This window comes from Myxococcus sp. MISCRS1, from assembly GCF_026626605.1.
Taxonomy (GTDB): domain Bacteria; phylum Myxococcota; class Myxococcia; order Myxococcales; family Myxococcaceae; genus Myxococcus; species Myxococcus fulvus.
This window is the reverse complement of record NZ_JAPNKB010000001.1, coordinates 9,039,579-9,054,611: the sequence shown is the minus strand read 5'-3', so window position 1 is coordinate 9,054,611 and position 15,033 is coordinate 9,039,579. Positions and strand designations below refer to the sequence as shown.

Here is a 15,033-nt window from a genome sequence, read left to right as displayed (position 1 = left end):
TTAGCAGTCCACCGGCCCTTTTACCGATGTCACGGTGGCTTCGACTTCTTCACACCCGCCGAGTGTCCTCGCCCCATTCGCCGCGAGCTTGATGCCCAGCTTCTCCCCCACCTCGACATCCGCGACGGAGCGCACCACGCCCCCGTCGCGCTGACGGAACACCACCGAGTAGCCGCGTGACATCACCTTCAACGGGCTCATCGCGTCCAGTCGTCCCTCCAGACGCTGGAAACGCCGCTGCGCGTCCGCCAGCGTCCCCTGCTGCAGCGCTCGCAGCCGTGCCTGGTGCGCGGCCAGACGGGCGCGCTCCCTCGCCACGAGCGCCACCGGCGAGGCCCGCTCCAGCCCCAGCCGGGCCGAGGCCAGCGAGGCCTGCCGCGCCGCCACGCCCGCGCGCGCCGCCTCCCCCAGCCGCATGGCCAGCTTCAACAGGTGCGCGCGCTGCTCGCCCAGCCGGGCCTGCGGGCGCGCGCGCTGCAGCCGCTCCGTCAGCGCGCGCAGCGACTCACGCCGCTCGCGCACCGCGGGCCGCAGCACCCGCATCATCGCCTCCACCTGCTCGGACAGGTGCAGCCGCTGGTGGTTGAGCGCGCGCCGCGGGTCCTCCAGGCGCGAGGCGAGCTGCCCCTGACGCTCGCGCAGCTCCAGCACCCGGCGCTCCGTGGCCCGCCGCAGCCGCCCGGCCTGCGTCGCGAGCGACAGCTCCAGGTCCGCCAGCACCGGCGCCAGCCGCTCCGCCGCCGCGCTGGGCGTGGCCGCGCGCCAGTCCGCCACGAAGTCGGCGATGGTGAAGTCGATTTCGTGACCGATGGCGGACACCACCGGCACGGGCGAGGCGAAGATGGCGCGCGCCACCTCCTCCTCGTTGAACGTCCAGAGGTCCTCCACCGAACCTCCGCCGCGCGTCACCACGATGACGTCCACGTCGGAGCGGGAGAGCCGAGCAATCGCCCGCGCCACCTCGGGCGCGGAGCCCTCGCCCTGCACGCGCGCGTCCGCCAGCAGGACGCTCAGCCGGGGGTTGCGCGAGTGGAGCACGCGCAGGAAGTCCTGGAGCGCGGCGCCCGTGCGGCTCGTCACCACGCCGATGCGCCGGGGAAGGAAGGGCAACGGCCGGGGCGCCCGCACGCGGCGGTCGCCGATGAGGCCCTCCGCCGCGAGCCGCGCCTTGAGCTGCTCGAAGGCCAGCGCCAGCGCGCCCTCGCCCACCGGCTCCAGCCGCGTGACGATGAGGCTATAGCGGCCCTGAGGCTCGTACAGGTCGACGCTGCCCTCGGCCAGCACCTCCATGCCGTCGCGCAGCGCGAAGCGCATCCGCCCCGCCATCGACGCCCAGACCTTCGCGTCGATGGAGGCGACGGTGTCCTTCAGCGAGAAGTACCAGTGGCCCCGCGCGTTCGCCCCGCGAAAGCCCGTCACCTCACCGCGCACGATGACGCGCGCGAAGCGGGACTCAATCGTCTGCTTGAGCTGCCGCGTGAGCTCTCCCACGGAGAGCACCGAGCGCTCGGGCTTCGGAGGCGCCGAGGGAGCGCCCTCCAACGGCCCCAACAGCCCGGTGCCGTCCGCGTCCACAGGAGGAGGCGGCGGCGCCTTGCGCGGCAGCGCCACCACCTTGGGCACGGCGGCCACGGCGGGCTCCACCGGCGCGAGCGTCCCGAACAAGTCCCCCTGGAATCCCGACGCGGCGGACGGCGGAACCTCGCCGCCCGCGCCCTTGCGCTTCTTCATCGCGAGAGCTTCTCGACCCAGGTCTTCGCCTTGTCGTGGTACTCGTCGTCCGGGGGCGTCATCGCCACCACGTCCTTGAACTTCGGCAGCGCGTCCTCGGGGTTGCCGTCCTTCATCGCGTAGGCCAGGAAGTACAGCTCCTTCGCCTTCGCCTTCAGCTCGCTGATGATGTTGGACGCGCCCGCGTGGCCCGGGTCCGCCTGCAGCGCGCGGCGGGCGTACTCCATGGCGCGCGCCCACTGGCCAGCGGCCTTCGCGCCCGTGGCGCTCTTGTAGAAGATGGTCGCCGCGCGGGTACCCGCGTTGCGCGCCATCTTGCTCGTGCGCCCGTCGGTGATGTCCTTGTCCAGCGCCATCAGCTTCGTCAGGCCCTTGGCGTCCAGGTCCTCCAGGCGCTTGTACAGGTTGCTGAACTCCGACATCTGCCCGAGCAGCTTCTTGCACTGCGGCGCCTTCGACATGCAGGCGTTGAGGATGGCCACCGCGCCGGACATGTCGCCGTCGACGAAGCGCTGCACCGCGGGCTCCCACGGCTTGGGCGCGGGTCCGACGATGACGGGCCTGGGCGCGTCACGCACGGCGATGGCCTGCACCGCCTGCTCGTTGATGAGCTTGGCGTCGCGGTGGTCCGGGTACGCCTTGAGCACGTCGTCGGTGATGAACTTGGCCTGGTCCAGCTGGTTGGTGTCCAGCGCCTTGCGCGCCTCCACGGAGCGCTTGTCGGCCAGGTCCTTCAGCTCGCGCTTGGCGGCGTTCACCTGCTCGTAGAGGAACTGGCTCTCGCCGGCCTTCGCGAGCGCGGCGGCGGCGTTGCCCAGCTCGTTCTTGATGATGGCGGCGCGCGCCTCCGTCAGCCGCTCCTGGATGGGAATCTCGCGCTGGGCGTGGTCGAGGTAGTCCTTCACGCCGGGGTAGTCGGGCGCCGCGGCGGCCAGCTCCTCGAGCTTGGCCTTGGCCTCCACCCACTTGCCCTCGCGCACCAGGTTCTTGGCGTCCTGGAAGACGGTGCTCAGCTCCTTGCGGACGGCCTCCTGCTGGCCCTTCTGCAGGAGCAGCTGCTCGTTCTGCTTCGCCACCTGCACGCGCGCGACCACGAGGCCACCGAGCAGCAGCACCACCACGCCGCCGCCAATGAGCATCATCTTCTTCTTCTTCGCCAGGACCTCCGGGTCAGGAGGCGCCATGGCCGACGAGCGCGCGCTGCGCACACGTCCACCCTCCACGCGCGGAGGCGGACGCGCGGGGACTCCGCCTCGGCCCGCGGCGCTCGAGGGACGGCTGCGCGACGGCGGCGCGGCCACCATCATGGTGGAGTTGGCCACGTCCTCGAAGCGCAGCTCCGTGTCGCCCAGGGTGATGATGTCCCCGGTGGCCAGGGGCGTCTCGTCGCCAATGGCCTCGCCGTTGACGAGCGTGCCGTTGCCGGACCCCAGATCACTCACCGTCCAGCCACCGCCCGACTTGCGCACCATGACGTGCTTGCGCGACACGGAGGTGTCCGGGATGCAGATGGGGTTGTCCGTGGCGCGGCCGATGACGTACTCGCCGTCCTCCAGGGAGAACTCCTCACCCGCCTTGGGTCCCGCGATGCAGACGAGCCGGGGCGACGCCGCCACGGGCGCGGGCCGAGCAGCGGCCGGAGACGACCTGCGGGTGGCGGGGCGAGCTCCGGTCCCGCCCGAGGGCGTCCCGGAAGGAGGCCTGCGACGAGCAGGAGGGGAACCGTTCGACATGACCAATCACCGACTTCCTGAAAAGAGCACGAGAGCTACAGCTCGTGCTCGAACGCCTTTTCCTTGGCCAGATTGTGGCAGCGATGCTCTGTCGTAGGGAAGCGCCTGCTGACTTCCTGCAAAGCCGCCCGGGCCTTCTTCGCGCTGCGGAACTGCACACTGCGTTGGAATTCGAGCATGAGCTGGGCACATTGGTGGTCCAGCTCGGAGGAGACCTGGGAAAGCTGATACCGGACGTCCTCGTACAGCTCCGGCCGCGTGTCCAGGGCCTCCAGGGTAATCCAGGCGAAGCGGAACTGCTGCCAGGCCCGGAACAGGTTCTCCGCCCCCACCCCCTTCGAGTCGAAGAAACGCCGGCCCGTGGAGGCATATTCGCGCGCCTGCTCCAAAAGCTGCTCGGGCGGTAATTCCGGCACGGGGATGATTTCCAGCCGCAGGTTCCACACCCGCCACGTCTCGTTGCCCGGGGGGTTGCGGACGTTGTCGAAGGCGAAGGTGTTGACGACGCCGCGCTTGAGGGCGCTGGCGGGGAGGATGTGCTCCAGCTCCCGCTCGGCGGTGGTGGTGGTATCCGGTGGCACCCAGCCCAGGTTCACCCCGTTGAGCACCAGGGCGACCTCCTCCTTGGACACGCCGCTGGCCTGGTAGTGCAGCAGGGCCACCGCGCGGGTGGGCGCGACGAACTGGAACTCGAAGGACTTCTGGTCCGGGTGCTCCCAGCGCACACCCTCCCCCAGCCCGAACGAGTCCGTCACGGCCTCCAGGCCCAGGCTCGAGGGCTCCGCGCGAGCGCCGCCCAGGCCCACCCCTCCGGGCAGGAACACGGCGGCGAGCCCCACCGACACGCCCCCCAGCACCAGGAGCAGCACCGCGCCCGTCAGCAGCCTGCGGGGCAGGGACAGCCCGCGCCACCCGAGCACCAACTGCCCTCCCCGGCTCCGCGACAGCGCCCGTCGCTCGCGCGCACGGTCCGCGGCGGTGGCCCCGGGAGCGGACGCGCTCTTGGCGACGACGGGAGGGGGCGCGAGCGTCGGCGCGTCCTCCACGCCAGGGGCGAGCGCGGCGACGGGCTTCGCGAGCCGGACGATGGGCCGGGTGGAGTCCTCGTCCGCGGGACTCTCCAGCAGCCCCACCGCCGCGAGCGTGGGCAGCGCCAGCTCCGTGCGCTCCTCCGGGATGGACTCCTCCAGCAACCCCGGAGGCATGGCGGTGGCGATGGGCGGCGACACCGCGGCCAGGAGCACGTCGGTGCGCTCCTCCACCGGCGGCGCCAGGGACACGCCCAGCAGGGCGGGTGAGAGGGTCAGCTGCACCTCGGTGCGCTCCTCCACGGGGAGCACCGGGGGAATGGCGGCGCGGGCGGGAGGGAGGACCTCGGTGTGCTCCTCGCGTGGGAGCACGGGGGGCGGCAGGGGCCGCGAGGTGAGGACCGGCACCATCACCACCGGCGCCAGGTTCAGCTCGGTGCGGTCCTCCTGCGGCGGCGCTGGAGGGGGCACCAACACCGGGGGCACCGGCGGCACGGAGGGGCGCTTCGAGGCGGTCGGCGCCGGCTCGGACAGGGACGCGAGCGACGGCAGGATGGGGAGCGGCGCCGCGGGGGCCACGAGCGGACGCTTGCCGCTGGGCGGGTTCGACGAGGACGGCGCCACGGGAGCGACGGCGGGGAGCTCTCCGGTGGGCAGGTACTCCTGGTCCGGCTGCTCCAGCACCACCGAGGGCTGCGGGGGCGCGCGGCGGATGGGCCGCGTGGCGTCCACGTCCCCATCCGGCGGCACCCACAGGAACGTGAACTCCACCGGCCCCACGCCGATGCGGTCCCCGTCGCGCAGCAGCTGCTCGCCCTTCAGCAGGTTGCCGTTGAGCACCGTGCCGTTGGAGCTGCCGTTGTCCTCGGCGTAGTACTGCCCGGCACGCAGGACGATGCGAGCGTGCTGCCGGGAGACGCCGTGGTCATGCAACACCACGTCGTTCTCCGAGGTGCGGCCGATCTTGACCTCGGCCTGCTCGAAGACGAGCTCGCGTCCTTCCTGGAGCCCCTTCGTGATGGAGAGGAGAATCGGCAGAGGACTTCCCCCTACGCGAGCTCACCGAAGAAGAACTGGAACACGATGGGTCCGAAGAGGACCATGAACACGGTCGGGAAGATGCAGGCGATGAGCGGGAAGAGCATCTTCACCGGCGCCTCGCCGGCCAGCTTCTCCGCGCGCTGCGTGCGGTCGATGCGCATCTGCGTGGACTGGATGCGCAGCACCTTGCCCAGGCTCGTACCCATCTTGTCCGCCTGGATGAGCGCCGTGACGAACGTCGTCAGCGACGGCAGGTCCACGCGCACAATCATGCTCTTGAGGGCCTCTTCACGCGTCTTGCCCATCTTCAGCTGCTTGAGCACCAGCTGCAGCTCCTCGCGCAGCGGGCCCGCCTTGCCCTTCTCCACCACCTTCGCCAGCGCTGCGGTGAAGTCCAGACCGGCCTCCACGGACAGCGTCAGGAGGTCCAGGTTGTAGGGCAGCGCGCGGCTGATGAGCAGGTGGCGCTTCTTCACCTGGTCGTTCAGCCACAGGAGCGGGTAGTACATGCCGAACAGCAGGAACAGCAGCGACCAGACCAGGTTCTGGCCCAGGCCGTTGAGCATGAACAGGCCCATCAGCAGGCCGACGACGGCGCTGACTTCCTGCAGCGCCATCATGTCCTCGGGCTTGTAGCCCTGGGGCTCACCGGCCTTGATGAGGTTGCGGCGCGACTTCGCCTCGTAGCTGGGCCAGATGAACCGGCGGTTCATGGCGCCCAGCCGGCGGATGGCCACCGAGCCGAAGCCCTTCATGCCGCCCTGGGACTCGTCGCGCACCTCCGACAGGAAGCGCTCCAGGAGCACCTGGTACAGACCGATTCCGAGGAAGCCCACCGCGCCTGCGAAGAGCAGCGCCGAGCTTCCGACCAACACTTGCGTCAGGATATCCACCGGGCACCCCTCAAATGTCGATGTTGACGATGCGCCGGATGATGAGGATGCCCATCACTTCCATGATGGCGATCAGCACCACGAGGATCCACCCGAAGTAGTGGTTCATCATGGGCTCCATCAGGTCCGGCCGCATGTAGTTGAGCACCATGCCGAGCACGCCCGGCATGGCGGCGACGATCCACCCCTGCAGCTTGCCCTGCGAGGTGAGCGCGTCGATCTTGCCTTCCAGACGGAAGCGCTCGCGAATCACCGTGGAGATGGTCTCGAACATCTCCGCCATGTTGCCGCCCAGCTGGCGCGCGATGTTGGTGGACACCACCACCAGCTCCAGGTCGTCGCTGCCCACCCGGCGGCCCATGTTGATGAGCGCCTCTTCCAGCGGCACGCCCAGCTTCACTTCCTTCACGAACAGGCCGAACTCCTGCGACAGCGGAGGCATCGCCTCGCGCGCCACGTGCTCGATGGCCTGCGGGAAGGTGAGGCCGGCCTTGAACGCGTTCGCCATCGCCTGCAGCGCGTCCACCAGCTGGACGTTGAACTTCTTGATGCGCCGCTTGCGGTAGTGCTTGACCATGATCATCGGCAGGAAGAAGCCGAAGACCGTGGCGATGACCGCCAGGATGGGGTTGAAGATGATGTAGGTGAGGATGCCCAGCAAGCACATGCTGGCGATGTTGAGGACCAACATCTGCCGCGCGTCGATGAACAGGAACATGTCGCTCAAGTCGTTCATCGACTTGGCGACGTAGCGCTCCTGGTACTGCTCGTACGCCTTCGAGAGGACGCTGAAGATCACCAGGCTGAAGAAGAAGACCGAGCCGGTGACGAGGAGGAGGACGATTCCTGCGAGCATGGGCGTGCTTCCCTGAGGACGAGGGCGCCGTGGCGCCGACTACTGGGCGCCCGCGGCCGCGGCCTTGTCGCCACTGCCCTTGATGATCTGGATGATCTCCCGGCGCTTGGCCTCCAGCACGCGGGTGCGCTCACCCGACAGGAGCGTGCTGATGGTCGCGCGGCCGCGCTCCTCGATGAGGTCCACGTCGTCCTCGTTGCGCAAGGACAGCGTCAGCGCGCCGAGCTCCGCCGCGAGCACGAGGATCTCCGCCTCTTCCGGCAGCACCATCAGCGACACGTTGTTGTAGTCGCGCTGGCCTTCCGGGATGAGGTTCACGTTGGTGGTGCCGGTGATCTTGCCGGTGGCCACCACGATGATGTTCTGCAGCAGCGTCACGCCGACGTTCTCGTCCGTCTGCGGGTCGCGGAACGTGCCGATGATGTCCACGTGGTCGTTCGGGCGGATCCAGCCACCAACGGAGGTGGTGTTCTTCGCCTCGATGGTCATCGCGCGCATCTTCTTCTGGACCTTCGAGGACAGGCGCTCGGCGGCCTTGGTCGTCTCGAACTGGCTCCACAGCAGCGGGTCACCCGCCTGCAGGGCCACCAGCACCTTCTGGTTCACCACGTACGACGCCGAGTCCGGACGGACCACCGACGAGGTGACGAACTGCTCGGGGACCGAGCGCTGGGAGATCATCTCGAAGGTGATGACCGTACCCTCGGGGACATCCTGAGCCGCCACGACGACGGGCACCAGGTTCCAACCGCGGCGGACATCCGCCTCCTTCTTCTTGATGGCGGAGTACGCGATGACGCCGGCCAGAAGGCCGAGCACGAGCGCGACGACGAGCGGAGTCTTGCCCTTCAGCATGGTTCAGGAACCTCCAAAACGGGGGGGCGCCGTTCGGCGGCGAAGTCGAGGGGTGTTGAATTCCAAAAAGGCGCACATCGGCGCCGACGGCGCGGGATGTTAGCCGTGCGATACAGCAGGTGTCAAAACCACCTCCCGCGACAGCACAGAATCCCGCGCCAACCCTGTCGAATCGCTGGGTTGCGTCAACGGTTCCTGAGGCCGTTGATGGCGGCGAGGTCCTCGGCGGTCAACCCGTTGTATTCGGTGATGCTGTAGATCGCATCCTGGACCACGTCGGCGTCATCCTCGTTGGCGATGACCTTGTTCTCCAGGAGCTGCAGCAGCCTCACGATGTCGGGGTCCGTGGACACGGGGCCCAGTTCGAAGGTGCCCCCCTCCTCGGAGGGGCCACGCGCCTCATTGAGGCAGTACATGTGGAGCGGGACCAGGAAGACCTCTTCCTCGCTGCCGCCATCCGTGCCCGCGTCGACGCCGCCGGGGCCCGTGCCCGTGGGGGGAACCGTGATGGGCTCACGGCCGATGAGCATGCCGTTCTGGATGCGGCTGGGCGCCGTGTTGAGCACCACCAGTCCCGGCTCGAACGTCACCTCGACGGGGCTACCCGTGGTGTTGCGCAGCGGCACGCAGACCAGCACCGCGGGCCCCGTTCCAATGGGCGCCACGCCGTTGCCGCAGTCCTTCGTGGCGTCGCTGGCGCCGTACGGCACCCCCGCGAGCTCCACGCCCGGAGGGAAGACGAACGTCTTGCCCACCGGCCGGCCCGGGTCCTCGCCGAAGCCGGGCCGCACCAGGTTCACGCCCGCGTCGAAGGTGAAGCCGCCATCCCCGCCGCCACCACCGCCCCCGTCGTCGTCATCACTGCACGCCAGCACCCCTGCCCCGACACCCACCGCGACGACCATCCACTTCCAGGCCGCATGCGCCATGTCGCGCTCCTTGTCCTCGTCGTTGTGCGCAGGCGACTCCTCCGGCCACGAGCCACTGCGTCATGAGGTATCCCGAGACTCGCCGAGTCCCGGGTCCTCGGCAACACCGACGCGCAAGGAACGCGTCAGTGTCCAGCAGTGTGCGAAGGATGCGGCGATTCGAGGGGCGACGCCGAGGGTTGCTGCATGGGCGGAAGGTCCGGATTGTAGAGGCCGCGCAGAATCAATTCCCGCCCCCGCTCATCCAGCAGCATCGCGGGCTCGCCCTCCCGCAGGCCGACCATGCGCACGCTGAAGCCCACTCCGTCCGGCGTGACGTGGACCCACAGCGCTCCAGGCACGAGCGTGGCGGGACGGTCGTCATCCGACTCCAGCCACTCCAGCCGCATGGGCACGGCGCTCAACGCGCGCGTGCGCACGCGGTCGTTCACGGGCCCCGCCACCTCGAGGGCCGTGCTCCAGTCCCCACGCTCCGTGGGGACCTCTCCGTGCGCCTGGAGCTCCTGCACCATCGTCAGATGGACCCGGCGCCCCACGCGGAGGATGGACAGGTTGGCGGTCTCCTCGGCGCGAGCCTCGCGCAGGGGCCGCCCGTCGCCCGCCGCCACCGCGCCCACCACGGCCACCAGCACCGCGCCCGACGCCCAGAGCGGCGCGGAGTGCCCGCGCACCAGCGCCCAGACCAGACGCAGCACCGCGAGCACCGCCACCACGGAGCCCCCGAGCAGCGTCCAGCGCGGCAGGGGGCCGACATGGAACGCGTGTCCGAGGACGCCGACGACGTGCCGCCATTCGGGGACGGAGACGTACAGCACGCCCCCCGCCATCGCGAGGAAGGCGGCCGCGTGCACCAGCCTCAGTCCCAAGGGGGACGGCGCCCCCACCGTGCTCCGGTCCGTCACGGGAACGGCAGGTTCAGCACGAAGTAAAACGAGTCGTAGTAGATCTGGTACGAGCGCATGAACAGGTCGATGACGTTCGACTGCACGTCATCCGTCCACCGGACCTTGACCGACCCGCCGATGATGAGCGCGACGACGAGGACCCAGTTGAGGATGGAGTATTCGACCATGGCCTGGCCGCGCTGGGAGGCGCGCCGGCGCTGCGTCTTGGGGATGCTCATGGGGAGGCTTCCTCCGGGGCCGCGTCCTGCGGCGCGTCCATGTCGGGCAGGTTGGGGAACACACGGTCCGCGTACTCCAGGCGGACCTTGGGGGCGGACGGAGGCGGCAGCACCATTCGCGGCTTGGCGTCGATACCGTACTCCGCCACCTCCATCGAATGGGCGATGCCTGGAATCTCCATCTTCGCCAGTTGCATCAACGGAATCTCGCGGGAAATCCACATCCGCTTGACGACGGTCTTCTTCACGACCAGTTCGATCTGCACGGCCGACACCGTCCCCGCCAGCGTCATCACCCGCATCTCCTTGCTGGAGCGTAGCACGGGCTTGAGCCCCGCGGGCAGCGGCTCCTTGTCCTCGTCCGGGTGCGGCAGCTTGTCGTCCTTGGCCTCCTGCCCCATCTTCTTCATGACGTGGTCCAGGGCCTCCTGCGAGTACTCCTGCGGACGGTCCGTGGGGCCGCCCACATAGAGCCGGGAGATGGCGTCGTACTGGATCTGCTCGCCCTCGCGCGCCACCAGCATGCGCATCTGCATCAGGGGCGACTTCATGGCCGGGTGCGTGCCCGCCTCCATCTCCACCCACACCGCGTCCCGGCCCTGCTTGTCCTTCTCCTCCCCCACCACCGCCATGCGCCAGTAGTAGATGCGCTGGCCACCCGCGCCGCCGTCGAAGCGGTACGTCACCCAATCCCCCACGCGCGTGTTGCGCGCGCCGCGCGTCAGGTGGTTCATCACCTCGCGCGCCGCGGGGCTCTCCTCCGCGCGCGCCGACGCCGCCATCAACACCACCGCCAGGACGGCCCACGTCGCCCTCATTTGCCCGTCCCCTTCGTCTTGGCCTTCTGCTCCTGCTCGTAGGCCTCGCGGCTCTTGCGGACCGCGTCGTCGTTGGGCACCGCGTCCGGACGGTCCGAGCCCACCCAGGTCTGGAGGACGGTCGACATGCCCTCGTCCACCTCGGAGATGGTCGTCATCACCTGCTCGCCCTTGCGCGCGTGCTCCATCGTCACCTGCGTGCCACCGCCCAGCTTCGTCACCGTGCTGCGCACCGGCGAGAACCCCTGGCGCTCCAGCTCCGCGTCCACGCGGCGCTGCACGTCGTTGAGGTCCCCCGTCACCAGGGACGTGCGGTTCTGCGAGCCGCCCGGGTCGTCGCGCGTCGCCAGGTCCTGGCTGTAGAGCGTGCCCTCCAGCTTGACCAGGCCCTGCGGCGGCGTCTTCGGCGGACGCGACCACAAATCGCGCAGCGCCGTGAAGCCCACCGTCTTGCCCGCGTGCATGCGCAGCACCACCCCGCGCTGCAGGCCCTCGCGCGTGAAGAGCGCGGAGACGACGGCCTCCTCCTCCATGTCGCCCTCCACCACGGTGGGGTAGCCCTCGTCGCGCCACTTCTGCGCGAAGTAGGCCACCACCTTCTTCATGGGGTCGGTCGTGGTGAAGTAGGCCAGGCGGTAGTACTCCCCGCCGATGACCAGGTCGTTGCCGATGCGGGTGTGGACGGTGCCCGGATACACGGGCACCTGCTGCTCGGCCGCGCGCGCCGGCCCGAAGGCCCCCAGCGCACAGCCGAGCACCAGCCCGAGGGCCGCGGCCCTACTCGCAGCGAATCTTGTTGTCCTGCTCATCCTTCTTCGTCGCCTCTTGGTTGGCGTCCGGGTCCGACGGGTCGTCGGCCATGGCCTTCTTGCAGCCCATGAAGTGCGGACCGCGGGCCATGAACAGCTTGATGTAGTTGCTGTCCCCGTACGTCATCTCATCGCGGAACGGCGCCGTGTCGAAGCAGTCCGGCCGGTCGTTGTCCAGCAGGTCGCGCATCGCGTGCAGACCGCTGCTCGCCGAGCTGTCGTACCCCGTCAGGCCGTTGCAGTTCCCCTTCTGCTGGGGATCGATACCGTAGTTGCGGGCGACGACATAGGTGCCGAAGAAGTTCGGCAGGAAGCTCCCCAGGAAGCTGAGCACGCTGCCGACGCTGCCATCCAGCGCCTGCGTCAGGCCCAGGAACTTCATCCGACCCACCTGCACGTGCATGCCGTGCGGGTCGCTGCCCGAGCGGTGGTTGCCCGCTCGCCTGTCTCGCACCACCGCGTCGCCGCCGTCCGGCATGTTCCAGCCGTTGGCGTACATCGAGTAGCGCGAGCGCATGGGGATGCTCGCCAGGTCCTGCCCGCCGAAGGTGTCCGACTTGAAGAAGCCGCCCTGCCCCGACTCGTCCAGGTAGCTGCGCGGGATGATGACGTTGTCGAAGTTCATCGTGACTTCGGACTCGACCCATCCCTTGTTGTTGAAGCCCCACATGTTGAGCACCGAGCCGGCGCCCGAGTTGAGCATGCCAATCACCCCGGCGCCCAGCCCGCCACCCTCTCCCGTGCTGCCGGGACCGCCCAGCATCCCGGACTCGAGGAAGGGAATCTCCTTGTTGGTGATGGTGCCCTGCACGTTGCCGTAGCGGGCGATGAACGTGCCCACCGTGCCGTTGGGCTCCACCGAGTCCATGTCCTTGTAGCGCTCGACCAGCTCGGTGTGCGCCTCCTGACGTGCGTCCTCGAAGGCGTTGTCGTGGTTGCCCTTGGCGAAGTCAGAGAGGGAGTAGCTGGTCATCTCCCAGACGGCGTAGCGCGCCATCTCCTGGAGCTTCAGCTTCGCCCGGACCAACTCCGTCAGGTACATGCTGAACATCAGAATCATGACGAGGAGCGGCACGGAGAGCGCGAACTCGACCGTGGCGGCACCGCGCCGGAAACTCTTGCGGGACATGGGGGCTCTCATCGCGGTCCTCAGTGCGTCATGACCTTCGGGGCGAAGCCCTGGAGCGCGCCGGGCAGCGCGTCCAGCATGCTGCCGACGACCGGGAGCTGGTTGCGCCCCTGGTACACGGACGCCAGGCGCGGACGCCAGTACGGGTTGAAGAAGTTGGGCTGCTCGGTCCAGTTGCCCGGGCGGTGGTAGTAGCTCTGACCGCGCGAGATGACGTTGAGGCCCTCGGTGAGGCTGAGGAACTTCTTGCGGTTGTTGAGCATCTCCAGCCCCTCCGAGTCCGCGGTGAAGGAGAACTTCACCTTGCCGTCGTCGTTGAGGAGCGCGGGCGCGTTGGAGCCCGTGCCGTCCGCGTTCTCCTTGTTCACCACGTCCTCGGGAGACTTGTTCAGCGCCACCCAGGCCGACGGCTGGTTGAAGTCGAACTTGCGCTCGGCGATGGCGTTGTTCGCCGCGTTCGCCATCGGGTTGCAGGTGCTTCCCGAGTACTGACCGGGCTCGAAGTGCATGAACGGTGTCACGCCACCCCAGGGGTGGTTGCCGTCCTGGGCCGGACGCACGTTGGCCGTGTACACGTCCACCTTGAACCAGCAGACGACGAGCTGGAGGACGCAGACCTTCTCGCGGTGGATGCCCACCTCGCGCTCGGCGCCGCTGGGCGCGCGGTGGTTGCGCCACCCCTCGCTGTTCTGGGGGTAGTGGATGCGCCAGTGGACGCCGCCCTTGACGCTGCCGGTGTCCTTGTCGTTGAGCGCCCACACGCTGGGCTTCATGGTGTGACGGTACGGCAGCTTGATGCCGCCCTTGTCGTTGAGGCCCTTGCGGTTGTCACCGAAGCAGCGCGTGTACGGGTCCTTGTTGTTGCAGGACAGCGGGTTGTCCGCCTTGCCCACGCCCACGTCGACCTCGGCGGGGCCCAGCTTGAGCCAGTACAGGTCGTCCGCGCCCATGTTGTCACCCTGCGCCGTCATGCCCCACGGGCTCAGGTTGTCGTTCCAGTCGCGGATGTAGTTGCGCGAATCCATGATGCTCTTCGCGGTGGGGAACGTCGCGGACAGCATGCGCGTCTGCCCCATCTTCTTGAACTCCATCAGGCCCGGAGCGTTCACGCCGTTGTTGAGCATGTCGCGCAGGAAGCCGAGCGCGTCCGGCAGCGGGAGGATGTCACCCAGCTCGCGCGAGGTGGTGAAGCGCTCGGGGCAGATGCCACCCTCGTGGTCACACGCGTAGCGCGTGGCGTTGGTGATGCCGCCCATGGAGCGCTTGGCGCGGGCGATGTCGTCGTTGGCCTTGTACTTCGTCACGTCCAGCGCGCCGAACGGGTTCTTCCACGTGCCAGGGTTCAGGGGCTTGCCGCCCGCGTGCGAGTTGTGCGCCTGGCTGAAGAGACACTGGCTGTAGATGCCCGTCGCCAGCTGGCTGGCCAGCGAGTTGAGCTTGGTGTCGTTCGCGTCCAGCACGCCCTGCGTCGTCTGCGTCACGTGTGTCGACGCGGACATCATCACCGCCTGGGACATGAAGTACATGGCGCCGTTGAGCACCCGATGCGCTGGAATCAGGAACTTGCCCAACCACTTGTCGGGGTTGGCGGCCTTGAGGATGCGCTGGAACGGCTGCAGGAAGACCGTCTTGTACAAGGTCATGATCTTGTTCACGGCCTTGATGACCTGTCCCACGTACGGAATCACTTCGATGATGGGACACAAGACGATCCACAGCTTCTTGCGTTTGCCGGCGCACGGGTTGAGCGTCTTCATGAACCCGAACAGGTCCGTGAAGAACGCCTCGGCCGAGTAGATGACCGAGATGAGCGAGTGCCACATCATGGCCGACACGTAGTGGGACACCTGCGTGCGGTTGGCGTACGCGTAGAAGTTGAACGCGCGCGCCTCCATGGCGGCCATCGAGTAGGCGGCGGCGTCCGCGGTGTTCTGCAGGCGCACGCGCTCGTGCACGGTGTGGCCGATGTTCACCGTGGTCAGCACGGCGATGGACATCACCAGCACCATCAAGGCGGCCAGGATGAGGGCCTGGCCCTCCTGGCGCTGGAAGCTCTGTCGGAGGATTCGAGTGAACATGGTGCGTGCG

At 68.6% G+C, this 15,033-nt stretch carries 13 protein-coding genes; all 13 read right to left on the bottom strand.

Annotated elements, in window-relative coordinates:
- Positions 1-1,731 carry an exodeoxyribonuclease VII large subunit gene (gene xseA, locus OWM54_RS36415; protein ID WP_267700367.1) on the bottom strand — a complete coding sequence of 577 codons (1,731 nt, stop codon included), beginning with the start codon at positions 1,729-1,731 and terminating at the stop codon, positions 1-3.
- Complete coding sequence (locus OWM54_RS36410; protein WP_223751673.1) at positions 1,728-3,464, bottom strand: FHA domain-containing protein; 1,737 nt, start codon at positions 3,462-3,464, stop codon at positions 1,728-1,730. Before OWM54_RS36410 ends, xseA begins: the two co-directional genes overlap by 4 nt.
- A gap of 35 nt (positions 3,465-3,499) precedes the next feature.
- Complete coding sequence (locus OWM54_RS36405) at positions 3,500-5,455, bottom strand: FHA domain-containing protein (protein WP_420715392.1); 1,956 nt, start codon at positions 5,453-5,455, stop codon at positions 3,500-3,502.
- A gap of 86 nt (positions 5,456-5,541) precedes the next feature.
- Positions 5,542-6,408 carry a type II secretion system F family protein gene (locus OWM54_RS36400; protein WP_223751674.1) on the bottom strand — a complete coding sequence of 289 codons (867 nt, stop codon included), beginning with the start codon at positions 6,406-6,408 and terminating at the stop codon, positions 5,542-5,544.
- 28 nt (positions 6,409-6,436) lie between these two features.
- Complete coding sequence (locus OWM54_RS36395; protein ID WP_141324761.1) at positions 6,437-7,282, bottom strand: type II secretion system F family protein; 846 nt, start codon at positions 7,280-7,282, stop codon at positions 6,437-6,439.
- A gap of 39 nt (positions 7,283-7,321) precedes the next feature.
- The gene (cpaB, locus tag OWM54_RS36390; RefSeq protein ID WP_046714742.1) at positions 7,322-8,137 is read right to left on the bottom strand and encodes a Flp pilus assembly protein CpaB; all 816 of its coding nucleotides are present in this window, start codon (positions 8,135-8,137) and stop codon (positions 7,322-7,324) included.
- A gap of 185 nt (positions 8,138-8,322) precedes the next feature.
- The gene (locus OWM54_RS36385) at positions 8,323-9,066 is read right to left on the bottom strand and encodes a hypothetical protein (RefSeq protein ID WP_267700366.1); all 744 of its coding nucleotides are present in this window, start codon (positions 9,064-9,066) and stop codon (positions 8,323-8,325) included.
- 125 nt (positions 9,067-9,191) lie between these two features.
- The gene (locus tag OWM54_RS36380) at positions 9,192-9,968 is read right to left on the bottom strand and encodes a hypothetical protein (protein ID WP_223785398.1); all 777 of its coding nucleotides are present in this window, start codon (positions 9,966-9,968) and stop codon (positions 9,192-9,194) included.
- Entirely contained in the window at positions 9,965-10,189 is a 225-nt protein-coding gene (locus OWM54_RS36375) for a hypothetical protein (RefSeq protein WP_046714745.1), read from the bottom strand. Before OWM54_RS36375 ends, OWM54_RS36380 begins: the two co-directional genes overlap by 4 nt.
- A complete protein-coding gene (locus OWM54_RS36370; RefSeq protein WP_141324758.1) occupies positions 10,186-11,007 on the bottom strand; it encodes a hypothetical protein in 822 nt (273 codons plus the stop codon). The genes OWM54_RS36375 and OWM54_RS36370 overlap by 4 nt, the downstream gene beginning before the upstream one ends.
- Positions 11,004-11,816 (bottom strand): hypothetical protein, encoded by an 813-nt coding sequence (locus OWM54_RS36365; RefSeq protein ID WP_223751677.1) that lies wholly within the window; start codon positions 11,814-11,816, stop codon positions 11,004-11,006. Before OWM54_RS36365 ends, OWM54_RS36370 begins: the two co-directional genes overlap by 4 nt.
- Positions 11,785-12,945: a TadE/TadG family type IV pilus assembly protein gene (locus tag OWM54_RS36360; RefSeq protein WP_223751678.1), complete on the bottom strand. Its 1,161-nt coding sequence runs from the start codon at positions 12,943-12,945 to the stop codon at positions 11,785-11,787. The genes OWM54_RS36365 and OWM54_RS36360 overlap by 32 nt, the downstream gene beginning before the upstream one ends.
- A gap of 20 nt (positions 12,946-12,965) precedes the next feature.
- Entirely contained in the window at positions 12,966-15,023 is a 2,058-nt protein-coding gene (locus OWM54_RS36355; protein WP_223751679.1) for a TadE/TadG family type IV pilus assembly protein, read from the bottom strand.
- Between the last annotated feature and the right edge of the window lie 10 nt (positions 15,024-15,033).